This is a genomic window from Halomicrobium sp. HArcel3, assembly GCF_058933135.1.
This window is the reverse complement of record NZ_JBZYDN010000005.1, coordinates 1-24,233: the sequence shown is the minus strand read 5'-3', so window position 1 is coordinate 24,233 and position 24,233 is coordinate 1. Positions and strand designations below refer to the sequence as shown.

24 protein-coding genes and 1 tRNA gene are annotated in these 24,233 nt (G+C 63.0%); 17 read left to right on the top strand and 8 right to left on the bottom strand.

The genetic code is table 11. The annotated features are described in order from the left end of the window. Positions 1 to 48 precede the first annotated feature (48 nt). Positions 49 to 2,517, bottom strand: a complete 2,469-nt coding sequence (locus AC5FRV_RS13640) for a PKD domain-containing protein (protein WP_493561640.1) — start codon at positions 2,515 to 2,517, stop codon at positions 49 to 51. Between the two features lie 808 nt (positions 2,518 to 3,325). Here AC5FRV_RS13640 and AC5FRV_RS13635 point away from each other — a divergent pair. From AC5FRV_RS13635 to AC5FRV_RS13605, 7 genes are all read left to right on the top strand, one after another. Next, positions 3,326 to 3,850: a TrmB family transcriptional regulator gene (locus tag AC5FRV_RS13635; RefSeq protein ID WP_493561639.1), complete on the top strand. Its 525-nt coding sequence runs from the start codon at positions 3,326 to 3,328 to the stop codon at positions 3,848 to 3,850. 89 nt (positions 3,851 to 3,939) lie between these two features. After that, positions 3,940 to 4,734 (top strand): helix-turn-helix transcriptional regulator, encoded by a 795-nt coding sequence (locus AC5FRV_RS13630; RefSeq protein ID WP_493561638.1) that lies wholly within the window; start codon positions 3,940 to 3,942, stop codon positions 4,732 to 4,734. Positions 4,735 to 4,836: 102 nt separating this feature from the next. Further along, positions 4,837 to 5,220 carry a DUF7344 domain-containing protein gene (locus AC5FRV_RS13625; protein WP_493561637.1) on the top strand — a complete coding sequence of 128 codons (384 nt, stop codon included), beginning with the start codon at positions 4,837 to 4,839 and terminating at the stop codon, positions 5,218 to 5,220. Between the two features lie 233 nt (positions 5,221 to 5,453). Next, positions 5,454 to 6,050, top strand: coding sequence for a metal-dependent hydrolase (locus AC5FRV_RS13620; RefSeq protein WP_493561636.1), 597 nt, complete (start codon positions 5,454 to 5,456; stop codon positions 6,048 to 6,050). Positions 6,051 to 6,244: 194 nt separating this feature from the next. Further along, positions 6,245 to 7,675 (top strand): sulfatase, encoded by a 1,431-nt coding sequence (locus tag AC5FRV_RS13615; RefSeq protein ID WP_493561635.1) that lies wholly within the window; start codon positions 6,245 to 6,247, stop codon positions 7,673 to 7,675. After that, positions 7,675 to 8,097 carry a GtrA family protein gene (locus AC5FRV_RS13610; RefSeq protein WP_493561634.1) on the top strand — a complete coding sequence of 141 codons (423 nt, stop codon included), beginning with the start codon at positions 7,675 to 7,677 and terminating at the stop codon, positions 8,095 to 8,097. Before AC5FRV_RS13615 ends, AC5FRV_RS13610 begins: the two co-directional genes overlap by 1 nt. 189 nt (positions 8,098 to 8,286) lie before the next feature. Next, positions 8,287 to 8,691, top strand: coding sequence for a DUF7344 domain-containing protein (locus AC5FRV_RS13605; RefSeq protein WP_493561633.1), 405 nt, complete (start codon positions 8,287 to 8,289; stop codon positions 8,689 to 8,691). A 24-nt stretch (positions 8,692 to 8,715) separates the two neighbouring features. Here AC5FRV_RS13605 and AC5FRV_RS13600 read toward each other — a convergent pair whose 3' ends face one another. Beyond that, complete coding sequence (locus AC5FRV_RS13600; RefSeq protein ID WP_493561632.1) at positions 8,716 to 10,752, bottom strand: hypothetical protein; 2,037 nt, start codon at positions 10,750 to 10,752, stop codon at positions 8,716 to 8,718. A gap of 987 nt (positions 10,753 to 11,739) precedes the next feature. Continuing rightward, a tRNA-OTHER gene (locus AC5FRV_RS13595) sits at positions 11,740 to 11,825 on the bottom strand. 388 nt (positions 11,826 to 12,213) lie between these two features. On the opposite strand from AC5FRV_RS13595, the gene AC5FRV_RS13590 reads away from it, so the two are divergent. The 4 genes from AC5FRV_RS13590 to AC5FRV_RS13575 all read left to right on the top strand — a co-directional run bounded on the left by AC5FRV_RS13590 (position 12,214) and on the right by AC5FRV_RS13575 (position 15,141). After that, positions 12,214 to 12,759, top strand: a complete 546-nt coding sequence (locus tag AC5FRV_RS13590) for a DUF1684 domain-containing protein (RefSeq protein ID WP_493561631.1) — start codon at positions 12,214 to 12,216, stop codon at positions 12,757 to 12,759. Positions 12,760 to 12,880: 121 nt separating this feature from the next. After that, positions 12,881 to 13,483, top strand: a complete 603-nt coding sequence (locus tag AC5FRV_RS13585; protein WP_493561630.1) for a metal-dependent hydrolase — start codon at positions 12,881 to 12,883, stop codon at positions 13,481 to 13,483. A gap of 87 nt (positions 13,484 to 13,570) precedes the next feature. After that, on the top strand, positions 13,571 to 14,590 hold the full coding sequence (locus tag AC5FRV_RS13580; RefSeq protein WP_493561629.1) for a zinc-dependent alcohol dehydrogenase family protein: 1,020 nt from the start codon (positions 13,571 to 13,573) through the stop codon (positions 14,588 to 14,590). 137 nt (positions 14,591 to 14,727) lie between these two features. Next, entirely contained in the window at positions 14,728 to 15,141 is a 414-nt protein-coding gene (locus AC5FRV_RS13575; RefSeq protein ID WP_493561628.1) for a DUF7522 family protein, read from the top strand. A 24-nt stretch (positions 15,142 to 15,165) separates the two neighbouring features. On the opposite strand, the gene AC5FRV_RS13570 is transcribed toward AC5FRV_RS13575, so the two are convergent. After that, complete coding sequence (locus AC5FRV_RS13570; RefSeq protein ID WP_493561627.1) at positions 15,166 to 15,675, bottom strand: hypothetical protein; 510 nt, start codon at positions 15,673 to 15,675, stop codon at positions 15,166 to 15,168. Between the two features lie 182 nt (positions 15,676 to 15,857). On the opposite strand from AC5FRV_RS13570, the gene AC5FRV_RS13565 reads away from it, so the two are divergent. Further along, positions 15,858 to 16,199, top strand: coding sequence for a DUF8070 family membrane protein (locus AC5FRV_RS13565; protein WP_493561626.1), 342 nt, complete (start codon positions 15,858 to 15,860; stop codon positions 16,197 to 16,199). Here the strand turns inward: AC5FRV_RS13565 and AC5FRV_RS13560 are convergent. Further along, on the bottom strand, positions 16,145 to 16,543 hold the full coding sequence (locus tag AC5FRV_RS13560; RefSeq protein WP_493561856.1) for a PD-(D/E)XK family putative nuclease: 399 nt from the start codon (positions 16,541 to 16,543) through the stop codon (positions 16,145 to 16,147). The two genes, AC5FRV_RS13565 and AC5FRV_RS13560, sit on opposite strands and share 55 nt — an antisense overlap. A gap of 17 nt (positions 16,544 to 16,560) precedes the next feature. Here AC5FRV_RS13560 and AC5FRV_RS13555 point away from each other — a divergent pair, with 17 nt between their 5' ends. Then, positions 16,561 to 16,788, top strand: a complete 228-nt coding sequence (locus tag AC5FRV_RS13555) for a hypothetical protein (RefSeq protein ID WP_493561625.1) — start codon at positions 16,561 to 16,563, stop codon at positions 16,786 to 16,788. Between the two features lie 228 nt (positions 16,789 to 17,016). Here the strand turns inward: AC5FRV_RS13555 and AC5FRV_RS13550 are convergent, their stop codons facing one another. Beyond that, positions 17,017 to 17,997 carry a tyrosine-type recombinase/integrase gene (locus AC5FRV_RS13550; RefSeq protein WP_493561624.1) on the bottom strand — a complete coding sequence of 327 codons (981 nt, stop codon included), beginning with the start codon at positions 17,995 to 17,997 and terminating at the stop codon, positions 17,017 to 17,019. Between the two features lie 305 nt (positions 17,998 to 18,302). On the opposite strand from AC5FRV_RS13550, the gene AC5FRV_RS13545 reads away from it, so the two are divergent. Next, positions 18,303 to 18,572, top strand: coding sequence for a winged helix-turn-helix domain-containing protein (locus tag AC5FRV_RS13545; protein ID WP_493561623.1), 270 nt, complete (start codon positions 18,303 to 18,305; stop codon positions 18,570 to 18,572). Here AC5FRV_RS13545 and AC5FRV_RS13540 read toward each other — a convergent pair whose 3' ends face one another. Together AC5FRV_RS13540 and AC5FRV_RS13535 are read right to left on the bottom strand one after the other, a co-directional pair. Further along, on the bottom strand, positions 18,573 to 18,923 hold the full coding sequence (locus tag AC5FRV_RS13540) for a hypothetical protein (RefSeq protein WP_493561622.1): 351 nt from the start codon (positions 18,921 to 18,923) through the stop codon (positions 18,573 to 18,575). Positions 18,924 to 19,087: 164 nt separating this feature from the next. Further along, positions 19,088 to 19,861, bottom strand: coding sequence for a DUF6602 domain-containing protein (locus AC5FRV_RS13535; protein ID WP_493561621.1), 774 nt, complete (start codon positions 19,859 to 19,861; stop codon positions 19,088 to 19,090). A 274-nt stretch (positions 19,862 to 20,135) separates the two neighbouring features. Between AC5FRV_RS13535 and AC5FRV_RS13530 the strand changes: the two genes are divergently transcribed. From AC5FRV_RS13530 to AC5FRV_RS13520, 3 genes are all read left to right on the top strand, one after another. Beyond that, the gene (locus AC5FRV_RS13530; RefSeq protein WP_493561620.1) at positions 20,136 to 20,387 is read left to right on the top strand and encodes a DUF7692 domain-containing protein; all 252 of its coding nucleotides are present in this window, start codon (positions 20,136 to 20,138) and stop codon (positions 20,385 to 20,387) included. Between the two features lie 187 nt (positions 20,388 to 20,574). Next, entirely contained in the window at positions 20,575 to 22,674 is a 2,100-nt protein-coding gene (locus tag AC5FRV_RS13525; protein ID WP_493561619.1) for an ATP-binding protein, read from the top strand. Between the two features lie 1,119 nt (positions 22,675 to 23,793). Continuing rightward, positions 23,794 to 24,233: PadR family transcriptional regulator (locus AC5FRV_RS13520; protein ID WP_493561618.1), on the top strand; the 440-nt coding region annotated here is incomplete at its 3' end.

The following is a 24,233-nucleotide window of genomic DNA, read 5'->3' as shown; positions in this document are numbered from 1 at the left end:
AATCGTCGAACGGGAGCCGAACTCCCTGGCAGCCAGTCTTCGGGTCGACTACAGCCGTCGCACGAGCATGCCGACGCCGACCAGTGCAGCGACGAGCACGCTCAGCACGCCGAATCCGGGCCCGCTGGCACCGGTGGCCGAGTCGTCGCCGTCGGGCTCCTGGGCGCCGCCGGCGTCGTCGCTCTCCGTCTCTGTGTCGTCCGGCTCGTCCGGCCCGTCCGAGTCATTGTCGTCCGATTCGTCAGCGTCCGATTCGTCAGCGTCCGATTCGTCAGCGTCCGACTCGTCCGATTCCTCGCTCTCAGCCTCCTCGTCGACCACAGTGAGCGCGAACGTCTCGCCGTCGACCGAGAGGTTGTACTCACCTGCCGTCGCGAACGACGTCGTGAAGGTGACGTTGCGCGTCTCGCCAGCGTCGACGTCGACCGTCGCGTTCTCGGTGGTCACGTTCTCGACGGGACCGGTGGCCGAGAGGGACACCGTGTGGGTGCCGTCGGCGTCGCCGTCGTTCGCGAGCGTGACGGTGACCGACACGTTCTCGCCGACGTCGACCTCGTCGGCGCTGACGTTCACCGACGTGATGGAGATGTCGGGCTCGTCGTCGTCGGTGTCGTGGTCGTTGCTGAGCGGCGTCGAGTTCGAATCGTCGTCCGAGTCGTCGTTGTCGTCAGACTTGTCGTCGTTGTCGTTGTTATCGTCCGACTCGTCGTCGGTGGAGTCGTCGGAGTCCTTCGAGTCGTCACCGTCCGCCGAATCGTCCGAATCCTTCGAGTCCTCACCCGAGTCGGCTGCGACGACCTGGATGGTGCGAGTGAGTTTCTGCTCGTTCCCGGCCTCGTCGCGCAGGAGGACGGAGACGGTGTGTTCGCCGGTTTCGTCGAACGAGAGCGTCATCGTCTCGCCGTCGGGACCGGGTTCACCGTCGGCGTACCAGCAGACGTGGGCGACGCCGCTGTGGTCCGAGACGTTGGTCGCTTTCACGGTGAACTCCTCACCGACCGTCACCTCGTCGGGAACCTGCAGGTCGGCGGTCGGCGGTTCGCCGTCGGTGACCGTGAGGACGGTACTCGCGATGTCGGTGTTCCCGTCGGCGTCGACCACCGTCACGGAGACGTCGAACTCACCGGGGTACGTCGCCCACTTGTCGTACGTCGCCGATTCGGTCGTCTCGTCGATCTCACCGTCGCCGTCGAGGTCCCAGCGGTACTCGACGATGCCCTCGTCGTCGGTCGAGGCGCTCGCGTCGAGCGTCAGCTTCGTCTCGGTCGCTACCTCCTCGGGCGCGTCGAGCTTGGCCGTCGGCGCGTCGCCCGTTTTCTCGTCTTTCTCGTCTTTCTCGTCTTTCTCGTCTTTCTCGTCGTCCGTTCCGTCGTCTTTCGCCGACACGGCGATTGTCGCACTCGCGGCGTCCGTCTCTCCGGCCTCGTCGAGGACCGTCACGGTCGCGTCGAACTCGCCGTCGCTCGCGTACGCGTGCGTGGTGGTCGCCGACTCGGTCGTCGCGTCGGTCTCGCCGTCGCCGTCGAAGTCCCAGCGGTACTCGACGATCGATTCGTCACTGGTCGACCCGCTGGCGTCGAACGCGACGGACTGGTTGGGCTCCACCGTGGAGTCGTTCACCGACAGGGCCGCGCTGAGTTCGTCGCTCGCGCAGCTCCCGGTCGTCACGGTGACGTTCTCGGTCATGTCGAGCGTCGTCACCGGCTCGCCGTCCGCGCCGAGCAGTTGCCACGACTCGGTCCGGTTGTTCTCGTCGCCGGAGTAGGGCCACTCGCCCCAGGCCTCGGCCTCCTCGTTGAACGCCGGGTCGATGGTGATGGCGACGTCGTCTTCGGCCGTCAGGCCGCGGAAGGCGCCGCCGTCGTTGCGGTCGGACGACCACTTCCAGTCGATCTCGCTGTAGGTGCCGTGGTGGTCGAAGTTGTCGTCGCGACCCTGGTAGTCGTCGTCCTCGACGGCCCACTCGCCGTCGGCGGGCTGGCCGTCGACGGTGAAGGTGATGGTGCCCCCGTAGGGACCGTCACCGTGCTTGTCGTGGACGAACACCAGGCTGTATCCCTCCGAGCCCTCGTAGACGAAGAGGTTGCTCACCTGGTTCTCCTGGAGGTGCTTGGTCCCCTCGGAGCTCCAGTCGTAGTCCGCGCTGTAGTTGTAGAAGGATTCGACCGTCTCGGTGCCGTCGCCGAGCGTCGTCGCCGTGTAACAGTTCTCGCCCTGCTGGACGACGAACGTCTCCTCGCCTGGTCCATCGTCACTCGGCTCCTCAGTCGGCTCTTCGGTTGGTTCCTCGGTTGGTTGTTCAGTGGGTTCCTCGGTTGGTTCCTCGGTGGGTTGTTCGGTCGGTTGTTCAGTGGGTTCCTCGGTTGGTTCCTCGGTCGGCTCCTCGGTGGGCGCGTCGTTGCCGGCCGTGGCGTCGTTGCCGGACGTTTCTGCGACGGCGACGCCGGTCACCGCGACGCTCGTGACTATCACCACCGCGAGCACGAGGGCCGTGAGGCGCGTGCGTGCGTCCGTCATCGACCGGCCCTCCGGGTCGCGCTCCGGTCGTCAGTTCGATACTGGACCGGTATCGCCCGTCCTCGCGGACTGGGCCGTTCTGTCAGGCTGTCGTGTGTCGACTCACCGGGCGCGTTCGCCCGGCGCGTCGTCGTCGGTATCTGTCGTGCCATTCCTGACTTGCCCATCGACTTGTTGGCGCATTGTTATGCGATGGGTTCGCCACCCTAGAGAGCGTCTTCCGATGTCTCCCAGGCGACTGCGGCGTACTTACCAGCATATTAATCGTGGGGCCACTCGCAGTCGGCGGTTTGCGTTTCCGGCGACAAAGCTGGTGGCTACGTCCATTGACCTGGTACCGATCGCACTGTTGGCCTCGGATTCTCTCCTCCACGTCGATATATATCGACACGTCCTGCTATTGGCAACAGCTATGAGGGTCGTCTCTGAAGTGTAGTTCATATGCCACGATACGTGATGTACTGTCCCCACTGCGAGGACGAGCAGCGAGTGCTGGAGGACAAACCGTGGTTGCCCACGGTCTGTCTGCGCTGTGGCAGGTGGACGTGACTGCCGTACTGACTGACAGCCTCTCATAGTGGTCGTTGTAACTTTTTATCGGCGTTCGCCGGTACCGTCCACGTCGAACGCCGGTAAGGGCTTACAACGACCACTATCAGACCGTGTCCGCGTACTCGCAGTCGGGACACGACACCTCTATCCTGACGTCTTCACCATCCGGGCGACGGTTTCGAGTGGTCCGTCGCCGGTCGGACTCGTCGCCGGGGACGAGCGGTACTCTCAGGGGCGTCCACGAGAAGGGTAGGATATGGGGAGCGTCGACCTGTCTAACAGTCAACTTCAAATCGTGACCGTCCTCGTCAACGAGTACCAGGCGTCCGGCGACCCCGTGAAGGGGAGCACCATCGCGGACGTGGTCGACCAGCGGGCGTCGACGGTCCGGAACACGATGCAGGGACTGAAGGCCCTCGACCTGGTCGAGGGGGTCCCTGGGCCGCACGGCGGCTATCGCCCGACCGACGCGGCCTTCGACGTCCTGCAGCGCGAAGACCTCGAGGAGCGGGCCTCCGTCACGCTCGCCCAGGACTTCGACCGCGTCGACGTGACCGTCGACCGGATCCGGTTCCCGAACGTCTTCCACCCGACCGAGTGTACCGCGCACGTCCACTTCCAGGGGTCGGTCGACCAGGTGTCGGTCGGCGACCCGATCGTCGTCGGGCCGACGCCGCGCTCGCACCTCGCCGTCGCCGGCGAAGTCGCGGCGATCAGCGACACGGCCGACGAGATCGTCCTCGACGTCGTCTCGATGGAAGCCCCGCTCACCGAGGAGTAGCACGGCCCTACAGTCAACGAAATTTGCAAAACGATCGACTATTTCGAGGAATACAGTAAAGTATCCAACTGTGAACGGGGAATACAGGAATGTCAGAGGACCCGTTCGACCACGTCGCCTTTCTCTCTCGCTCGAAGACCCGCGTCTGTCTCCTCGCGCTCCTCAGCGACCGGGGGCCAACGAGCCGGCGAACGCTCCGGGACCGCCTCGAGGCCTCCCAGTCGACGGTCGTCCGCTCGGTCCAGGCGCTGGAACGACGCGGCTGGGTCGAGCGCGACGACGGCGTGGTCCGTGCTACGGGGACCGGAACGCTGGTCGCCGACGAGTTCTGCGAACTCCTGGACGGACTGGACGAGACCACGGATCTCGGCCCGTTTCTGCAGTGGTTCCCCCACGAGGAGTTCGACCTCGACCTGACGCACCTGTACGGCGCGACGGTGACGACGCCGAGTCCCGGCGATCCCTACGCGCCGGCGCGAGAACAGACCGAACTCCTCCGGACCGCGAGTCGCGTCCGTGCGCTCCTGCCGTCTATCGACATCGACGGCACTCGCGTGGCCCACGAGCGGATCACGACCGGGGATCTGGCGACCGAGGTGGTCGTCGGTCACGACGTCCGCGAGACCATCTGCGACGGCGAGTACGCCCGGCTCTTCGGCGAGCAGATCGACGCCGGCTCGTCCGTGTTCGGCCTCGACGAGGCGGTGCCCTTCTACCTCGGACTCGACGGTGAGGGCGTGGTCCAGATCGGTGTCGAGGACGACGACGGCGTCCCGCAGGCCCTCCTGGAGACGGACCGCGAGCCCGTCCGAACCTGGGCCGACGACGTCTACCGGTCCTATCGCGACCGCGCGACGGAACTGGCTCCAGGGGACTTCGCGTAGTCCGCTTCTCCCGAGTGCGTCCGTCGCTGGCCACCGCCGTTGCACGGCGTGCATCGGATGCACGGGGTAACGTAATCTGGGAGACGGCCCTGTCACCGACCGATGACTGGCGACGGTAGTGGAAACGATGAAGAGTGTGACCACGACGACTGTTCGACCGGGGAGGGGGTCGGCCACGTCGACCGACCCCGACTGGACGAGATCGTCGCCGTCCTCACGCATCCGGTGCGCCGGCGGGTCCTCACCGCGCTCGACGACGTCGAGGAGGAACTGTCGGTGGCGGACCTCGCGACGGCGGTCGTCCGGTCTCACGCCGTCGGCGACGCCGTGCCGGGCCCCGTCGACCCCGACGCCCCCGTCGAACTGCGACTCTACCACGTCCACCTCCCCAAACTGGCCGCGGCGGATCTGGTCACCTTCGACCAGCGCGATATGACCGTCCGTATCACGGCGGCGGGAGAGAAAGCCATTCGACGATACCTCTAGTCGCGTTCGTCGCGACTCCCGCCGGACACTGCACCGACTCACTGGTGACCGTCGTCGCGTCGGCAGTCTGTCCCGTCCTGTGCAGACCGTCCCGTTCTGTCGCGGGCAGACCGTCCCGTCCTGTGCAGCGTCGTCCGAGCGATAGCCGCTCGCTCTCGCACCCTCTCTAGTTCTTATCGCTGATATTCTGGCCCCTGTGAGTTATCACCGCTGGCGGTGAGTGGATATCAACGATGATGCCGTGGGGCCACTTCGCCGTCGCCTTCCTCCCCTACCTCGTCTACCGGCTGGTGGGCCACCGGGACCTGCCGTCGCGGCGGGCCACCGTCTTCCTGCTCGTGGCCTCCCAGCTCCCGGACCTGATCGACAAGCCCCTCGCCTGGAGCGTCCACCTCCTGCCGAGTGGGCGTTCGCTGGCTCACTCGCTGCTGGTCGCCGTCCCGGTCGTCGTCCTCGTCAGCGTGCTCGCGGCCCGTCGCGGACGCGCCGAACTCGGCCCGCTGTTCGGCTTTGGCTACCTCACCCACGTCGTCGGTGACGTCTACCGGGCGCTCCTGTACACGTCGCCGGACCAGTGGGCGGGGACCTACGTCGCGAGTCTCGTGTGGCCCCTGGCGCCGGTCCCGGCCTCGGGGACGACGGCGTTCCTCTACTACTTTCGCCGCGTCTCCCCGGCGCGCTACGGCCAGGTCGCGATCGGCCTCGTCCTGTTCGGCCTGCTCTTCGCCGCCCCGGAGATCCGGGCTGCACTCGAACGGCGGCTCCCCGGCGACGCGGCCGACGACGACGTCGCCGTGACGACTGCCGACCGCCGATTCGACGCCGATTGACGCGGCGGTGTTCAGTGAGACCGAAACGCTCAAGCGACTGACTGACCGTTCAGTAGTATCGTGGCGGTTCTGACGCCCCGGCCGGTCGGGACGGTACGCACTCACCGCCAGCGGCAGTTACGACGGCCCAGTCGTCGACTGCCCGCGGGTGAACACGCCGGACGCGGGCCGAGCGACACGTCCCACGTTCGACTATGACTCCTGCTACAGCACCCTCGAACGTCGTTCTGGTGACGGTCGACTCGCTGCGAGCGGACGCTATCGGCGCCTACGACGACGCCCGGCACACGCCGGTGCTCGATTCGCTCGCCGAGCGCGGCACCGTCTTCGAGCGCGCGTTCGCGACTGGCAACTGGACCCCCTTCTCCTTTCCCTCGCTACTGGGGTCGCGGCCGGTGTTCGCCGACACGGGCCAGATCGGCGTCGACGGCGCGCCCACGCTCGCGCGGACGCTCTCCGAGGCCGGCCTGTCGACGGGCGGGTTCAACGCCGCCAACGGCTTTCTCACCTCTCACTGGGGGTACGACGACGGCTTCGACGCGTTCGAGCCCTTCGTCGCCAGCGTCGGCTCCAGCCTCTACAGTCGCTACCTCGCGACCCACCCGACGGTCGAGGCGTGGCTCCAGCTCGCGACCTCGCCGGTCCGGCGGCTCGGTTCCTGGCTGCGCGGCAACACCGACGACCGGCCGTTCCTGGACACCTCGCGCATGTTCGACGTCGAACACGCCGCGACCGAGTTCGTCGCGGAGACCGAGGGCCCCTTCTTCCTCTGGGTCCACTACATGGACGCACACACCCCGTACGTCCCCGCGCCTCGCTACATCCGTGAGGTGTCCTCGGACCGCCTCGGGACCCACCGGATGCTCCACGCGCACACGCGAACCGGGCTGGGCTGGGACGTCGGCGAGCGGACCCTGGCGGATCTGCGAACGCTGTACCAGGCCGCGGTGCGGCAGGTCGACGCCAGTATCGGTCGCCTCCTCGAGGTGCTCTCCGCGAACGACGTCGCCGACGACACCGCCGTCGTCGTGGCGGGCGACCACGGCGAGGAGTTCCAGGAGCACGGCCACCTCGCCCACTACCCGAAGCTCTACGACGAACTAATCGGTGTCCCGCTTCTCGTCGACGTCCCCGGCGCCGAGGGCCGGCGGATCGACGGACAGGTCGGCCTCGACGACGTCCCGCCGACGGTGGTCGACCTGCTCGACGTCGACGCGCCCGAGGAGTGGGCGGGGACGAGCCTCGCGTCGAGCGTCCTCGACGGCGAGTCCCCCGACGACGACCCGGTCGTCTCCGTCACGGTCCGCGGTGAGGACGTGACGTCCCAGCCCATCCCCCGCTCGCTCGACGACGGCGACCTGCTGGTCAGCGTCCGGGACCGCGAGTGGACCTACGTCGAGAACGTCGACGCGGCGACGACCGAACTGTACTACCGGCCCGACGACCCGACCCAGCACGAGGACCTGTCGACGGACCCGACCGAGGAGGCGGCGGCGGTGATAGACCGGTTCGCACCCCTCGTCGACGCCCACGCCGCCCGCCTCCGCGACCGGACCGAGCGCTCGACGACCGACGAGGTCGGCGACGACCTCGGGGCACGACTGGAGGCGCTCGGCTATCGATAATGGTCCGGGAGCTGCTGCGCAACCTCCTGGACGGGCCCATCGCGCCGCAACTGCGCAAGTTCGTCGCCGTCGGCACCGTCGCGGCCGGGGTCCAGATGGTGTTGCTGTGGACGTTCGTCGACGCCGGCGGGCTCAACTACCTGGTCGGGGCGACCATCGCCATCGAGATCACCATCGTCCTCTCGTACGTGCTCAACAACGCCTGGACGTTTCGCGCCTCCCGGAACACGGGCCGGGTCGACTACCTGACCGGCCTGGTGAAGACGAACGTGGTGCGCGGGACGGCCATCCCCATCCAGCTCGCAGTGCTGTTCGTTCTGGTCGAGTGGCAGGCCATCTCCTACCTGTTCGCTAACGCGGTCGCCATCGGCGTCAGCGGGCTCTACCGGTACGTCCTCGACGCCCGCTGGACGTGGGGGTAAGGGACCGCAGGCCGGGAGCCCACGGCGGTCGCTTCCCGGGTCACTCCTGGCCGAACCCCCCTCGATCCCCGAGAGCGGTTCCGAGGGGGAAGAACTCGGCAGTGTCGCGAGACGTCAGACGCGCGTCGGATCGTCCCTAACTGGTTAGGCAATCGTGTTGTAAGGGAGGGCATACTCCATCAGGTAGCTATGGCGGGGTCACCAGTCACAGACGATCGACTCAGCGCAGTGCTCGGAAAGTCGCGGCGACGGCTCGCGCTGTACTATCTCCTCTCGAACGAGTACACCGATATCGACTCTCTCTCCGTGCAGCTCGCGGCCTGGGAGCGGGACGAATCCGTCACCTCGGTCGACGAGGCGGCGCGGCGGCAGGTCAAGATATCGCTCCACCACAACCACCTCCCCAGACTCGAGCAACACGGCGTCCTCGAGTTCGACGTCCGGAGCGGCGACGTCGTCCGCTCTCCCGGCTTCGAGGACCTCCGGCCGGCCGTCGAACGACTGCGGGCGACCGACGAGAAACTGGATCGGCTGCGGAACGACCGTGGCGTCTCCGGCGACGTCGACGGCGAACAGTTCGCGTTCACCCGATAGACCGTCGATTTTCCGCTGGGCAGTCTAGGACTGCCGACGCTCGACCAGTTCTCCTGCGGCATCCAGCGCGTCGCGAGCCCCGTGCTCGTCGACGCTCCCGCGCGCGAACGCCTCCCGCTCGTAGGCCCGCGTGACGCGCTCGAACGCCTGCCGTTCGTCCTCCCCGAGGGACTCGGTGGTCGCCACGAGTTCCGCGTGCGTCCGGGGCGCCTCGTCGGGGGCGTACCGCTCGCGGATGGCCGCGTATGCCGCCCGGACAGCCGCCCCCGCGGCGCCGCGTTCGAGGAACGTCTCGGCGCGCTCGATGGCGGGCGCGCGGTCGGGCGACTCGTCGGTCGGCTCCGTGGTCGACTGGCTCACCGCTGGCGCGCCGTCGCGCTCCTCGTCCGGGTTCGAACCCCGGCGCCGGACCAGCCAGACGCCCAGGAGCACCAGCCCGAGAACGGCCACGCCGAGGCCGACCAGGACGGACAGGGAGCCGTCGCCCGGGAACCATCCCTGCAGGAGCCCGCTCGCTCCCTCGGACCCGGCCTGGCCGACGTCGACCGTCGTGGTCGCGCGAGCGGCGTCGAGGTTCGTCCCCGCCCCGTCGAAACTCGCCGCCATCTGGACCCGACCGCTCGGCGCCGCATCCTGCGGCGCCAGCGGGACCGTCGCGGCGTACCTCCCGTTCGGCCCGGTCTCGACGGTGGTGACGACGGTCCCGTTTCGTGAGAGCTGGACCTGCTGGCCCTCGACCGGCCGACCGTCGTCGGTGACCAGCCGGCCGCTGACCGTCGCCTCGCTCCCCTGGCGCTCGCCGCTGACGTTCAGGGCCGTCCCGGTTTCGTCGACCGTCGTGGTGACCTGCTCGTCGGCGGCCGCGATGGCCCGGTCCCGGAGCGGGACGGCGACGCGCAGTTCCTGGTCGCCGGCGGGCACCGCCGCGGGCAGCGGGCCGTCGACGCGGACCGCGCCCTCGTCGTTGGTGGTCGCTCGCCCGACCCGCTGGCCCGCGACGTCGGCGACGACGGGCACGCCGTCCACCGGCCGGCCGTCGACGGTGACCGCGACGATCGCGCCGGCGGGCTCCCCGAAACTCGTCTCTTCGGTGTGTTCGCGGACCGTGATCGTCGGCTCGACCTGCTGGACGTCGACGGGCCCGCTCGCGTTCGACCCGAGATACGCCGACTCGTTCCGCGGAACGTACGCCACCTCGACGCTCGTCGCGTTCGCCCGGAGCGTTCGCGGTCGGTAGCTGACGGTGAACCGCCCCTCCGCGTCGGTGGTCGTGGAGTGGGGCCGGTCGGCGACCGCGATGGTCACCTCGCGGTTCGCCACCGCCGTCCCGCTCTCGGCCGTCAGCCGGCCGGTCAACTCCAGCGGGTCGGTGAAGGAGATGGTCCGCGTCGCCTCGAGTACCGTGAGTTCGGTCTCGACGAAGGTAGCCTGTCGCACCGCCTGCCGGCGCTCGCTGACGTCCGCGGTGAGATTCTGGACGACGGCCCGCTCCGGGTCCGTGTCGACGCCCGTCTGGTTCTCCAGGGTGACGTAGCCCCGCGTCGTGTTCGCCCCGCTTCGACCGATCCGGTCGCCCAGCCGGTTCATCTCGCGGGCCGCCTGCCGCGCGGCGGTCTCGTTGCCGTTCTCGCGCGCTCGCTCGTAGCGCTCGCTGGCGCTCTCGAACCGCTCGGCCTGCGTCGCCAGGTCGCGCTGTGACTCCCGCACGTCACGGTACGTCTCGCCCGTGTCCTCGCCTTCGCCAGTCTCCCCCGCGACGTCGACGTACTGTTCGAGGCGCTCGTCGTAGTCGTCGCCGAGCATCGCCCTGGCCCGCTCGTACTCGCCCTCGCTCAGGGCCACCGTACTCGACCCCAGCTGCCCGCTCAACCGCCCGTCGAGCCACCGCTGGAGCTCCTTGAGGTCGCCCGACTCACCGGCCGCCTCCGGCCGCTCGTGCTGGACCGTCTCGTTCGCCGCTGGGGTGTCGGTCGCCTGCGCCACGGCGCCGCCGCTCACGCCGCCGAGCACGGCGAGCAGGGCTAGCGCGCAGACGACCGCCCGACGGTCCAGCGCTTGCACGTTCTACCCGTCGCGTCGCGCGCGTAATAATCGTGTGGGATTTCTAATGATTCGGCTCCGGATCGCTTCGCCCTGTTAGGGTGTGTTGTGAATGGGTGGTTCTCGGTTGCACTAGCGCAACGATCGACGACAGCACGACCCAGAAAGCCCGCGGCGCGCTCTCTGAAGTGGACAACGGATTCAGCAATGTCTCGAAAGCCCTCGGCGCGCTCCAGCACCGAAAGACTCGCTTCGCTCGTCTTTCGAGCCCTCGTTCGCTTCGCTCACGAGGATCCCGCGGACCCGCTGCGCGCCGTCGGTGCTTACGGGTCCGGGGTTCCCGGACCGTCCCTCGCCCTTTCAGTCCACCGTCAGAGCTTGCTCTGACGAGCCCTGCCTCGCTACGCTCGGCAGGACCCCAGGCCAGCACAGCACCGCAGCCCTGCCCTTCCCCTTCCACGCGAGCGAAGCGAGTGTGGGCTCGAAAGACGAGGTGTGCCGAGTCTTTCGGTGGGTCGCGCGATGAAACGCGCTCCCGGCCGGGCGGTTGCGTTGAGCCGAGCGTAGTGAGGCGATGCTCGTCAGAACTCCGTTCTGACGGTGGAGCGGTCAGGAAGCGTGTCGCTCGCCGTCCGGCGAGCGACCGGGGAGGTCTGGTGGTCCTAATCGCGAGCGCCCCTGTGGCGCGAGCAATGCAGTCCCTGGCGGAATGAAAGGGCGAGGCGGGCTCGGGGAAGCCGGGACCCCCAAGCACCGGAGCGAAGCGAGGAGCGCAGGGCGGTCCCCGCGACCAGAGCGCGCCGAGGGCTTTCGAGGTCTTGCTGTCTCCGATCACGTCGACAACTCGAATTCACCAAGTTACACAAACTGCCACCGATACTCCTCGCCCTACAGAACGAACGCCAGCGACACAGACACCACGGGAAGAGGAATGCAGGGGGGAGGAGTCGAACCTCCAGCTCGGTCGTGGACCGACCGCATGTTGCCATTACACCACCCGTGCGCGGACGAAAGGGGGTGGATTCGAACCACCGAGACCGTTGCCGGCCACCCACGGCGGTCGTGGATGCTCTACCAGGCTGAGCGACCCTTTCACCGGGCTGGCCGCGCGTCGCGACCACAGTAACACGCAGGAGGGACAGGTCCCTTGTTATACGCCAGATAGCGGCTCGGTCTCCGTGAAAAGGGATCGCCTGCGAGTACCGGACCATTCGACTGCCCCTCCCGGGTCGCCTGCCGTCACGGTCGGCGCTCCAGATCCATTTTGCGAGGCCCCGGAACGGGTCGCCTTCGCCGTGGTGGGGCGCGCCGCACCGTCTCGCGCCCGTCGACGATAGCTTACATCCCGTCGCCGGCCGGCGGTATACGGACACTACGGCGGGGAAATCAGCGTGTACGGGGCGGCCACGCGGCCATCGCTCGCCCGACTGGCTCGCCGGTCCGAGCCGTCGGACTGAAACGACCGGAGCCGGTAGCATCGGTATGAGCGACGCCGACGACTGGGCCGACCGCCTCGAAGCTAACCGGGCGGAGAAGGACCAGTTCCTGGCCGAGCATCGCCAGTCACCGATCCCGCCGGGGGAGCGCGAGGAGTTCGACGGCCTCGACTACTTCCCGCCGGATCCGGACTACCGCGTCGCGGCGACGGCCACGGTCCACGACGACCCCGACGCCGTCGACCTGGATACGACGGACGACCGGACCGTCCGATACCTCCGCGTCGTCACGTTCTCGTTCGACGTCGACGGCGACTCCGTCGAACTCGACGGCTATCGGCGCGAGGGCGAGGAGTCGGCGGCCCTGTTCGTCCCCTTCCGCGACAAGACGACGGGCCAGCAGAGCTACCACGCCGGTCGGTACATGGAACTCGAGACCGAGGGCAGCCTGGCAGACGGTGACGAGGTGACGCTGGACTTCAACCTCGCCTACACGCCGTTCTGTGCGTTCAGCGAGAGCTTCTCCTGTCCGCTGCCGCCCGAGGAGAACTGGCTGGAGACGACGATTCCCGCCGGCGAGCGGACGCCGTAGGGTCGTTCCGACCACGCGAAGGCCGACGCGGCGCTCCCGGAGTTGGCCGCGGACCGTCTCGGTGGCCTTCTGGACGGCGACCGCCGACGACCTTATTTCGCTCACTCCCCTCGATCGTTCTATGATGCTGCCGACGCACGCGCTGACCGGCCTGGCGATCGCGGCGCCGCTGGTCGCGCTGGCCCCGGAGTTCGCGCCCGTCGCGCTCGCTGGTGCGCTGGCCGGGGCCGTCCTCCCCGACCTCGACCTGTACGCCGGCCACCGGCGGACGCTGCACTACCCGGTCGGTTACGGCCTCGCTGCGGTCGCAGTCGGCTCTCTCGCGCTCGTCCTGGCGACGCCGCCGCTGGTCGCCGCGGCGTTCCTCTTCGCCGGCGCCGCGCTCCACTGCCAGATGGACCGCTACGGCGGCGGCCTGGAACTGCGCCCCTGGGAGAACGGGTCGGACCGCGCCGTCTACGACCACGCCAGGGGCCGGTGGCGACGGCCCAAGCGGTGGGTCCGCTACGACGGCGCCCCCGAGGACGTCCTGCTCTCGGTGGGCCTCGGGGCGCCACTGCTCGTCGCCCTCGACGGCCCGTTCCGGTGGGCGGCGGCAGCGGCCCTGGCCATCGGCGTCACCTACGGGCTCCTGCGGCGCCGACTCGCCGCCCTCGCCCCGGTCGTCGCCGGCCACGTCCCCGCGTCCGTCGACCACCACGTCCCCGACCGGTATCGGGAGTAACTTCCTGGCGACTCCCGGCGCGGGTCCGTTCACCCATCCGTCCGGACCGGAACGCCGAACATGGGGGAGACCTTTGTTCCACGTGGAATGAAACTGTACGAAGCACAGGAGGCTACCAGCGACTACGACGGCGTCGTGCGGACCGAACGCGACCGACCAGCGCCGGCCGCCGACGAGGCGCTCGTCCGAATTCGGGCCTGTTCGCTCAACTACCGCGACCTGGCCATCGCCAGTTCAGAGCTGTTCTACCCACAGACTGACCTCCCGGTGGTCCCCCTCTCCGACGGCGCCGGCGAAGTCGTCGCGGTCGGGGACGAGGTTCACCGGCTCTCGGCCGGTGACCGGGTCGCGACCCCGTTCGCCCCCGACTGGATCGACGGCGAGGCCACTCCGCAGAAGATCGGCCGCTCGACGGGCGGCAACGTCGACGGCGCGCTCGCGGAGTACGCCACCTTCCCCGCCGAGAGCCTCGCCGTCCTCCCCGACTATCTCTCCTACGAGCAGGGGGCGACGCTGTCGTGTGCCGGTCTCACGGCGTGGCGCGCCCTCGTGGAAGACGGCGACCTGGGTGCCGGCGAGTCCGTCCTCGCGCTGGGGACCGGCGGCGTCTCGACGTTCGCGCTCCAGTTCGCCGAGTTACACGGCGCCAGCACGGTCGTCACCTCCTCCAGCGACGCGAAACTGGAGCGGGCCCGCGACCTGGGCGCCGACGAGACGGTCAACTACGAGGCGACCCCGGAGTGGGGCCAGGCCGTCCAGGAGCGCGTCGGCGGCGTCGACCACGTCGTCGAGGTCGGTGGCGTGGGAACGCTCGACCAGTCGCTCGACGCCGCAGCGTTCGGCGGCCACGTCCACCTCATCGGCGTCCTCGCCGGCCCGGGCGGTCAGGTCGACCCCTCTCCGGCGCTCGGCAAAGCACTCACCATCGAGGGCGTGATGGGCGTCGGTTCTCGTGCGATGTTCGACCGGATGCTCCGGGCCATGGCCGCCAGCGAGATGGAGCCCGTGGTCGACCGCACCTTCGGCTTCGACGAGGTGCAGGAGGCCTACCGGTACGTCGAGGGCGGCGAACACCAGGGGAAGGTCGTCGTCACGGTGGACCCCTGACGGCGCTCGCCACACCGCGTCCATCCACCGGCGTCGACAGCCGACCGGCTCCTGGCCGGTAGAATGCCGGACTGCTGCCACTTCCTAACAGTATAGGCTCAATCGTTAACCGGATACGTGGCGATCGATCGTGAACGATGCCCTTCAAGCGAGCGTCGACCATCGTCGGCCCACCGGCGGACGCGCTGGCGGAGGCGCTGGAGTCGGTCGCGGCCGACGACCTGCAGGTGATCGCGGAGTTCGACGCCCAGTCCTACCAGCTCCTGCACGTCGCCGACGACGTGGCCGAGCAACACGGCGGCCTCGACGGCGTCGAGGACGAGGCCGACTCCCTGTTCGACTACTACCACATCGACTTCCTCGAACGCGACCTGCTGGCGGACATGCTCTGGCTCGGCGAGGTCGGCACGTTCGTCACGTTCCTCGACCACGGCATCGTCGTCCGGGCCCACGCGGACTCGGCTGCCGTCTTCGTCGCCCTCGACGTCACCGCCTCCGTCGACGACGTCCAGATCACCATCGAGAACACGTTGCACGAGGCCCACGGCTGACCGTTGGGTCGGATTCGATCGTCCTTACGCCTCGCCGTTGTCGTCGGCCGATTCCACGGCGGCCTCCAGCACGGTCTGCTCCTCGAAATACGCCGGCGCGTCCTCCTCGGCCTCGAACTCCACCACCCGCGTCATCGCCGCCTGGCCATCTCCCGCCTCGGACTCTAGTTCCCCGGCCAGCGCGGTGTAGCCGGCGGCCAGATCCTGATAGGCCCGCATCCGCGCCTGCTTGGCCTCGACCAACTTCTGTTTCGACGCCAGGTCTGCCTCGCGCTCCTCCAGGGCCGCGACGTCGACGCCAGTCTCCTCCGGTTCGTCCGGCCCGTCGGTCGACGCGGGCGCGCTCGTGCGCTGGACCGACCCGTCCCCGTCGTCGAGTTGCTCGCGGATCTCGGCCATCTCCGCGTCGATCTCGTCCAGCAACTCGTCGGCTTCGGTCCCGATGGTCTCGATGTGCCCCGAGAGCAGGCCCGCCTGCGTCCGGCAGTAGTCGACGAACTCGTCGACCGTCAGCGCCGGTCCGTCTTCGGTCATGGTGGGTGATAGGGCTTCTCCGCGAAGTGGGTTGGGAAGACGGGCTGCGGAGAAATCGAGGGTGAGTCCAGGCATCAGTGGCCGACTTGCGCCGAATAGGAGGTCGCAGGGATTCGCTACTGTGTGTAATCAGACGTCAATTGCTTCACAAAACTTTTGGCCTCCACTCATTGCATTGAGCTATGGAACGAAGTCCGCTCGCCTCTGCTCTCCTCGCATACACCGTTGTTGCAGCGGGTGTAACGGTTGTCCCGCTCACGTATCTCTTTGGCCGAGCCATCGCCCTGCTGCTGATCGCGTCCCTGTTCGTGTTCTCCCTTCTCCATGCACGGACTGGAAGCGGCCCGGCCATGACGATGGATGGCGGTGGAGACGGTGGACAAAGCAACTATACGGAGGTGGATTCCTCCACATCACCGCTGTACGTCGGATCCTCACTCCCAACGAACAATCGAGTGATCCTCACGTTCTACCTCCTCGGAATCGTCCTCTGGAGCTTCATGGCGACCATCGTTGTCATCTGAGACGCCGCCTGGTTTCCCAGACGCCCGTAGCAACTCGCGCCGTCGCCCCATCGTTTCGTGTCCAGATCGATTCCACCACCGCATTCCTGAACGATCGCATTGACCGTCGAGGGCTTCTTGCGTTGAATCCGGATCTGCGCGTTCTCCTCGTCGAGTAGGACGGACGCGTACCACGCGACGGCATTCGCATCTGCGGCGATGAGCGACCGTGTCTGACCCTTCCAAACACGGAAGCGCCCGTCACTGTTATACTTCTGTCCGATAGACGTCGCCGTCGATTTCACCTCATACTTGGTGGGCCGGTCAGGGTGCCGGAGGTCCCACCAGAAAACTCTTTGACCAATATCACTGAATAGATCGCATGGGTGAGGACATCCACATCTCTGAGGAGTACTACGAGTGGCTTCGAGCCCACAGGGAGGACGACGAGACGATGGAAGAGATGCTCCGACGGATAACGCGCTGCCCCGATCCAGACGACGTCGCCGGCCTTCTGTCGGAAGCGGAAGCCGAAACGGCCAAGGACGCTGTCGAACGACTCCGCGGGCGTGACCGCGACCGCCTCGACGCCGCTATCGACTCTTCGTGACTTCTCGGTCCATGTTGCTCTGAAAAGCGGATGGGACCACCCGGATCCTCACTACGCCCAGACGTGCTCGCTACGCTGCGCGCGACTGGTCTACTTCGAATCCGGCTGCTCTTGATCGATTTACTCCTCACGTCCGTTCGTCGCAAAATCGATGGGACCACCCGGTTAGCAACATGTCGCGTTTCGCGGGTTCGGTTCGGCTCTCGTTGTCGAGGTGAAACGTAGGGGTCATTGGTCGATTTCGAGTTTGTCGAGGTGGGGACGGCGGCGGAAATCCATCCGCTCGCGCTTCGATGCCTTGTCGTAGAATTCGTCGACGATGCCTTCCGACGCGTTCGCTCGTTCTGACGTGACTTCTTTCGGGACGCCACGATCTCGGTGCCAGGTGATCGAACCGGTTCGGATGTGGTGAGGCGACCGAGACGACGGGCACTTGCTCGCTTCTGTGTAGTTCCGGAAGTCGCACGTCTCGCGGTCGTACCCGTGCGGACACGGCCCGTGAAGACAGGGTTGGGTCGCCTGATACGACCAGCCTCGGAACGTGTTCTTCGACGGGCGGCCACCGTGCGCCGACGTGAATAGGGGCTGACGCCCGTGGTCGTCGTGGGTGTCCTTGCGGTAGTGCTGGATATAGCGACTTACCGCCTTACAGACCGGCTCTCGGAGGCTAACCATCCGCTCGCCGTTCGTCTTGTTCTTCAGCGGCGTATCCGTGTCGGGCCGGTGAACGAACTCGATGTGCTGGTTTTCCCGGTCAAAATCGCGCAGGTCCAGGGACCGGAGCGCACCGAGCCGGGCGGCCGTGTGCCAGGCCAGTTCGAGGAAGGCGTGGTGCCGACAGCCGAACACGTCACTCTCGCGGTAGTGGCGAATCAACGAGAGGGCCGCATCGGTCGTCAACATCGTGTCCCGAGAGCGGTCTGCCTCCGGAACATCCGGGACGTGGACCTTCTCGGCCAGCCCATCGCCCACAGCCTCGATACGCTCAAGATAGGCGATGTGCCCCTGCAGCGTCTCCATCTCGTTATGGAGGGACGACGGTGCAAGTCCCTGGCCGGAGCGGTAGCTTTCGTATTGCTCGAATGTCCAGCCGGTGAGATCTGCGACTGTCTCGATTCCCTGTTCCTCGCACCACTCCACCCACAGCTTTAGCCGGTAATCGTAGGTTTGCACCGACGCTTCGGTGATCTCTGCCTGGCGTCGGTCCATGTATCGCTGCCAGGCTTCACGTGGCGACAGACTACTCGGGTCCATCGTTAGACGGACCCCTGGCCGTGAGGGCCTGATTTTTGCCCCCGAATTTCGATGGCTGTCATGCGTTCATCTTGTGCAACCGAATTCCCGGCCATTTCTCCGGGAACTCCCCCTGCCGATTAGCAGCGGGTCGGTTGGCACGTAGTAAACTCATACCCAGGAGGTACAAATAGATTGCCTACGGCAATTGACTAGTGGCCATTGGCTGCCAATATGTCCCTTACCAGAGCCTAAAAGCGGCCACGAGTATGTTTTAGATTATGGCAATTCGCCGTCCTGCACCGTGGATGCAGGCCGTAGATGAGCGGTTACTAGAGTACTTGGATAGCGAAGGGGACGGGACGCCATCTTCGATAATTGAGGATGGGGAGTTCGACTTTCACCGAAAAACTGCGGGTCGTCGACTTCGACTATTGTTGAAAATCGGCCTTGTTGACAAAGTAGGTCGTGGCGTGTATCGAATTACCTCCAAGGGGAGAGGCTTCCTGGCGGGTCAGGAAGATCTCCGCGAGGAACCACAACCAGAGTGACTACTCGGCCGGAATCCAGAGTAGCCCGTACGTCCCCCGCCTATCCATTCGCTCGACTTGCTTCGTTCCCTTCGACAGGGTAATCTCCGCATCACCGTCGTCCAGAATGTCCACCGTATCACCGACGATTTGCATCTCCTGTAGAAGCAATTCCGCGTCATCGAGCCCATCAAGCGAACTTTCAGCATCGTTGTCTACGAGCTCGTCGACGGGAACGACTGCGTATCGTCCGTCAACGCTTCCCTGATAGATAGTCCGGCGGTCGTATTCCCCACGACCAGCCATGATGGCTAACAACTCTCGTTTGTCGGTTTCGAACGTCACGAGTCGGCTCGTTTCTACTTGACTCATTCCAATATAGCCGCAGACCGGGGGAAGAAAGTTTGTTAGCCTAGGGTAGGGTGGAAGTGAAAGTGAAGGATTGTCGAATTTTAACACGTCATTCTCCTTCAGACTAGAATTCCCACAACGTATCTAATGGCTGAATTAGCCATAGAAAACCTCTTTGAGACCATTCAATATTTATCAACTCGAAGATATTCTCTGAGGATATTTGGTGGCGATTGGATCCGTGGCACAATATCCGAAAGATGAATCAGCAGCATAAGCAACGCAGGCTTGGAGTAGAGAGAAGTATATCCTTCTGCGAGATCGGCCACTGAACCGTACTCACTTTTTCTGAGATTGACGAGAAGGCCCTTATCAAGTACAAATATCAGATCAATCGCTTCCTCTTCTCCAATCTCTTTTTCGTCGTTTACCTCTCGAATTTTGTCCTCAAGGGTCTCGATAGAGAAACTCGATTTGAATGCAAAAATGGCATACGGAGTTGTTTGCACCCGGTCAATAGTCCTTGAGGGATCTCTCTTACTCGCTACCTTACTTGACATTACATTTAATTCACGGACAGAAGCACAGTTGTCAACCGCCTTCTCTAAATGGGATTTGTTCAATACAGACTTCACCTCAACACAGGCTTCAACGCATTCAGCGAAGAGAATCCCTCTACCATCACCCACGTATGTAAATGGATGATACTCATTACAGATAGCTATGTCAATCTCTCTTGATTGGCCTCCCCCGCTATCGATTATTTGTCCATTTGCGAAGCCGTAACTCTGTGGCAAATATTGTCTGAGGAAATCTTTAACGATGTCTTCTCCCTCATCGCCTTTTAGGCCGGGATGATCATGTTGACTATATTCAGATTCAAACTCTGCTTTGATTCGCTCAGTTTCCTTATCAAATCGATCTGCGAGAATCTGTGCGAACGGTATCTGTGGACCCATATCAGATATAGATAGCCTCCATCTGATAACAATGTAGGCAATTCTACGCCGTGGCTAACTTCAAAACCTGGCGGTTGCACGTCGAGATATGGGCTCGCTCCGATATGCACACGAGTCCGACCAGGCCGTGTGCATATTCGGGCCGGCTCGAACGACCCAGTGGTGGACGTCCAACCGCGATGATCATGGGCTACGTCGTTCTTTATATACGAATTCGGTTTAAGTTACCTGAGCTACCCCTGGTTTACGCCCCCGTGTGTACGAGCGGTCGGGTATGCGAATCCGGACTGACGGCAAGCACGCCCGCCGCGAAGACACCATCGAGCACGCTGCTGACTTCTGGGACTGCAACAAGACCACGGCGCTCATGCAGTCCGCCGAATTCGCCTGGCGTATCGATAGCGGTATCCGCCAAGTGCTCACTCGCGAGGATTTAACCCTCAGGCAAAAGCGGGAGATCGCCGAGATGTTGAGCGTCCCCAGCTACTACGAGATAGATGTTGAAGAAACGGTGACGGTGGATTAGTAACAGACTCTATCGACCTGTGAAGATCTTCAACCGATGATATGTCCTGACCGTTGTTCTGAATAGACCGCGCGTATTTCGCGGTCCGGAGCAACCATTACTATCGAGAGACGCGGGGTGGATTACGCAAAATCGATGGGATAAACACGGACGTAGCTTTATTACAGCGGCTCGGGTAATCCTGACTATGTCTGGAAAGAGTCTTTTTGGTCAGAATGATAACCGACTCATAAGGAAACAAGCACAGAATCTTTTAAATGACTATGGGCACCCTTGGGACAGTTTGGCTGAAGGGGTGCAGAACGCGCTAGATGGAATAAATCGCAGGTACCGATATGAGCTTGCTCAAGAGCTCGGGATTTCTGAGGGCGATTTGATCGATGCCATCGAAACTGCATCAGATGCTGTTGTCAAGGAGGACAAAAACAAACACGATACAGACTACGAAACGTGGGCGTCAACCGATTACAAGGAGAACGCTCGGAGTCGCTGGTACGCTGCATTGAGTAATGAGCTGGGTATCGACCAAGACGACATAGCTGATGCAGATGAGGATGTCAGGAACGCATACACGGGAAAACTGATCGTAGAGCGTATCAAGCCCGAGCGGGCGATTCGAATCCGGGATAACGGGATTGGAATGAGTTTGGACGAGTTGGACTGGGCAGTTCTCAAGGGTGGAAGTCACAAGGACGGTATTTCGACCGGAACGTCCGAGATCGGGGAGTTGGGAAATGGCCTGACTTATCAAATCTGCTCCTGCAGCGATTTCAGAATCGAGACCTCCGACGGTACTGGGGTATACGAGGATCGAATCCAGAACATGTACGACTGGATTCAAGATGTCCAAGGCCAACATATAAAGGAACAACCACAGAGTGACCCCCAGGAGATCGCAAATAATAGTCCGGATAGGTACACAGAGGTGGAAATGGTCGGTATTCGGAAGGTCGAGTCGGACTACACCGATATCTTTGCGGACGAGATGACTAGCAAGCGATTTCTCCATCTCCTTCGGACGAAAACAGCCGTGGGGTATCTGTACGACATTCTGGAGTACCCTGTATTCGACAGCCTCAGAATCGATGATATCGATGTTGAGTTCATTAATACGACGGACACTGAGTCCGACTCGTACGATGAAACAGAGGGATCGAAACTCAGGTACCACGGTCCGGTTCAGATTGCCGAAGAAGACAGCCCAACTGCGACTACACTGTTATCTCGCGACGAGGCGCAAGAACATGTAAACTCGAATACAAACATCGGGGGAAGCGCGCTCTACCACCGTGGGGTGTGGGAGTCCTCAAGCGGTATCAAGCTCTACTATTTAGCGTTCATATCCCCTCGGGCTTGGTATAGAAAGGCCTCACATTCACTTGGGCTCTGTGACGACCCGAGCACACCCGTCGAGAAGTTGAAAGAGTATGACATGCAAGCATCCGTAGAGTTGGCGGTGAAAGGGATGCCCACAGCCGTCACCGTTAGTCCACCGAGTAGTGATAGTATCGGGTATTGGGCAAATCTACACGTCGTAATCATGGACAATCGCCTCGAATTCGATGAGGGAAGGAAGTCCGTAGTGGGGCGTCGAAAGGCCCTGTACCGCGAATGTGCTTCGGACTCTTTCAAGCAAGAGGTATCTACGTCCCTGATACAGAAGGCGGTCAAAGATCCAGTCGTTCAGCAGAATATACAGAAGTTGGCGAAACAGAAGAACCAGTTCATCAGCAAGCATACGGCCAACCGAACTGACCTAAATTATTCGTGTCTGCCTGATTCGTTCAACTTCGTCAATGAACCGACGAGTGAACAGGACGTTGTAGCCATCTTCCATGAGCTAATTGCCTCTGGGCTTTTGGAGTACTATTCATGCCTGACTGCATCGTCGTACAGTACCTACGATTCGATATTTGAGTACTCCATACCACTGGATGAGATTGGGTCGAGAATACAGTTGACAGAAAATGACGACCCCATTGAAGAGACTGTAGTGGTGGAGTACAAATTGAAAGGAGAGGACCTAATTTCAGACATCGACATACATCAAAAATTCTACAGTCACATGGACGTGCTCGTTTGTTGGGAGATTGACAAACAGAAGTGCCGTTCTCAGAACGGCACGCTCTCAAAGAAGAATGGGCCTTCAATTAGATACTATGGAACCACACATGAGCTGGTGTTGGACCCGCAGGTCTTTGACAACGTAGGGACGGGCAAGACGCTTGAAGTAATAGAACTGAAGACACTATTGGAGCAACTGTCCGCTGGAACCTATCCACTCTGAGCCGGCACCCACTGTTGGTGAAATGACGATTATCCGGGGAGGATGACACTAAGTCAAGGTAACTGTAGTCTCGGAGGTCCTCCCAGAGGAGCGGAGTTATAATCAGTCAAGATGAATGTAGTATCTGTTTCTCCTCGACAGAGGGTTAGATATCAGCGATTGCCTGGCCCGCTGAAATCACACTCTCTCTTCAGTAGTCCGTCTGTGTCAGCACCTATGGGTTTTCAACTAGCCACTCTATCCGTCCCTGACGGTAATCCCGCGAAAGCACTCGGGGTTGCTACAGAGAGTGTAGCTGTCGAATGGGAGTCGCCGCGCGATGGTCACGCGCTTATACTCCTTTGTCTCCTCACGTCCCAAGTGGTCAGTCCGGTAGGGCTGGCGACCCGATCGGCACGCCGGCCGCATCGGTAGTGGGTTCTCCGGGTCGTCTCCTAGCTCGACGGGCGCAGGAAATCTATGGATAGCCGGCCCGCTCGCTGCCCGCTCGACCAGGCCATACTCCGGGAGCACGTCGAGGGGCACGCGGCTCTCGGCAATTTCGTAGTGTCGGGCCCCAGTGCCGCCGTTATCGAGCAAGCAGTAGTGCTTTGTTCCCATATTCAGACCACCGTCCTTGCACGTCGTCGCTCGTGAGTCGATTTCCGTTGCATGACTTAGATAGGCTCTTTCCCCGGGAAAAGAGAGGTAGCACTGTTCTCTTGTTTGGTTCAGGATGAACGAAGGGAGTCGGTAAACGGTAGAAGGTGAGGTATCGAATCGAGTGCAACGTATGCTCAATTTGACCACCATACAGCGGTCGGATTGTACCGTTGCATATTGCGTACCCCCTCCCGTACTCAATGGTACATCAACCCCTCATAGCCCATAACGGTCTCTCGCCTGATGGCGAGCGACCGCACGCCATGGGCACCGATGCTAAGGTCATTAGAGGAGTAGATATATATGACGCGTTACGGGCGTGTATGCATGTCTGACGGTAAAATTCACATAGCCTCTGTTTGGACTGGAGGATAACTGGAAAGAGTGCATAACGACATTATAAAAAGCACCTTATGAACGACCTACCTATTTATGCTTGGACTCCACGTAATTGACAAGGCAGTTTGAGCATCATACATGACTAAATCAGGGTTACTCCCGATTGCGTTACTACACATCGGGGGCGAGTCGATTGATGGTGCGACTCGATTCCAAAAGTTAGTGTTCTTAGCTCAGGAGGAGACCAATCTGCCTGAAACCTTTTCATACAAGGCAGACAAATACGGCCCCTTCTCACCCGATCTCGCCTCCACTCTCGATAAACTCCAAGACCAAGGATATATCGAGATGGAAACGGAAAAAACCCGAGCCGGCCATGAGAAGCACGTCTATCGATTAACCAATCAGGGAGTCCAGCTTGCATTAGCGATGACGAAGAAGGAAAAGTACGAGGATCTGTTTCAGGAGGCTAAAGAAATAAAGAAGCTTCATAATGACAAACCGATAGATACCTTGCTCAAATACGTATATCGAAAATACCCTGAGATGACAGAAAACACAGAACTCGACTTAGATGC

What these genes read in the sequence shown, in the direction of transcription:
- AC5FRV_RS13640 (WP_493561640.1), bottom strand. Translation starts at nt 2,517, where the DNA reads ATGACGGACGCACGCACGCGCCTCACGGCCCTCGTGCTCGCGGTGGTG.
- AC5FRV_RS13635 (WP_493561639.1), top strand. Translation starts at nt 3,326, where the DNA reads ATGGGGAGCGTCGACCTGTCTAACAGTCAACTTCAAATCGTGACCGTC.
- AC5FRV_RS13630 (WP_493561638.1), top strand. Translation starts at nt 3,940, where the DNA reads ATGTCAGAGGACCCGTTCGACCACGTCGCCTTTCTCTCTCGCTCGAAG.
- AC5FRV_RS13625 (WP_493561637.1), top strand. Translation starts at nt 4,837, where the DNA reads ATGACTGGCGACGGTAGTGGAAACGATGAAGAGTGTGACCACGACGAC.
- AC5FRV_RS13620 (WP_493561636.1), top strand. Translation starts at nt 5,454, where the DNA reads ATGATGCCGTGGGGCCACTTCGCCGTCGCCTTCCTCCCCTACCTCGTC.
- AC5FRV_RS13615 (WP_493561635.1), top strand. Translation starts at nt 6,245, where the DNA reads ATGACTCCTGCTACAGCACCCTCGAACGTCGTTCTGGTGACGGTCGAC.
- AC5FRV_RS13610 (WP_493561634.1), top strand. Translation starts at nt 7,675, where the DNA reads ATGGTCCGGGAGCTGCTGCGCAACCTCCTGGACGGGCCCATCGCGCCG.
- AC5FRV_RS13605 (WP_493561633.1), top strand. Translation starts at nt 8,287, where the DNA reads ATGGCGGGGTCACCAGTCACAGACGATCGACTCAGCGCAGTGCTCGGA.
- AC5FRV_RS13590 (WP_493561631.1), top strand. Translation starts at nt 12,214, where the DNA reads ATGAGCGACGCCGACGACTGGGCCGACCGCCTCGAAGCTAACCGGGCG.
- AC5FRV_RS13585 (WP_493561630.1), top strand. Translation starts at nt 12,881, where the DNA reads ATGATGCTGCCGACGCACGCGCTGACCGGCCTGGCGATCGCGGCGCCG.
- AC5FRV_RS13580 (WP_493561629.1), top strand. Translation starts at nt 13,571, where the DNA reads ATGAAACTGTACGAAGCACAGGAGGCTACCAGCGACTACGACGGCGTC.
- AC5FRV_RS13575 (WP_493561628.1), top strand. Translation starts at nt 14,728, where the DNA reads ATGCCCTTCAAGCGAGCGTCGACCATCGTCGGCCCACCGGCGGACGCG.
- AC5FRV_RS13570 (WP_493561627.1), bottom strand. Translation starts at nt 15,675, where the DNA reads ATGACCGAAGACGGACCGGCGCTGACGGTCGACGAGTTCGTCGACTAC.
- AC5FRV_RS13565 (WP_493561626.1), top strand. Translation starts at nt 15,858, where the DNA reads ATGGAACGAAGTCCGCTCGCCTCTGCTCTCCTCGCATACACCGTTGTT.
- AC5FRV_RS13555 (WP_493561625.1), top strand. Translation starts at nt 16,561, where the DNA reads ATGGGTGAGGACATCCACATCTCTGAGGAGTACTACGAGTGGCTTCGA.
- AC5FRV_RS13550 (WP_493561624.1), bottom strand. Translation starts at nt 17,997, where the DNA reads ATGGACCGACGCCAGGCAGAGATCACCGAAGCGTCGGTGCAAACCTAC.
- AC5FRV_RS13545 (WP_493561623.1), top strand. Translation starts at nt 18,303, where the DNA reads ATGGCAATTCGCCGTCCTGCACCGTGGATGCAGGCCGTAGATGAGCGG.
- AC5FRV_RS13540 (WP_493561622.1), bottom strand. Translation starts at nt 18,923, where the DNA reads ATGAGTCAAGTAGAAACGAGCCGACTCGTGACGTTCGAAACCGACAAA.
- AC5FRV_RS13535 (WP_493561621.1), bottom strand. Translation starts at nt 19,861, where the DNA reads ATGGGTCCACAGATACCGTTCGCACAGATTCTCGCAGATCGATTTGAT.
- AC5FRV_RS13530 (WP_493561620.1), top strand. Translation starts at nt 20,136, where the DNA reads ATGCGAATCCGGACTGACGGCAAGCACGCCCGCCGCGAAGACACCATC.
- AC5FRV_RS13525 (WP_493561619.1), top strand. Translation starts at nt 20,575, where the DNA reads ATGTCTGGAAAGAGTCTTTTTGGTCAGAATGATAACCGACTCATAAGG.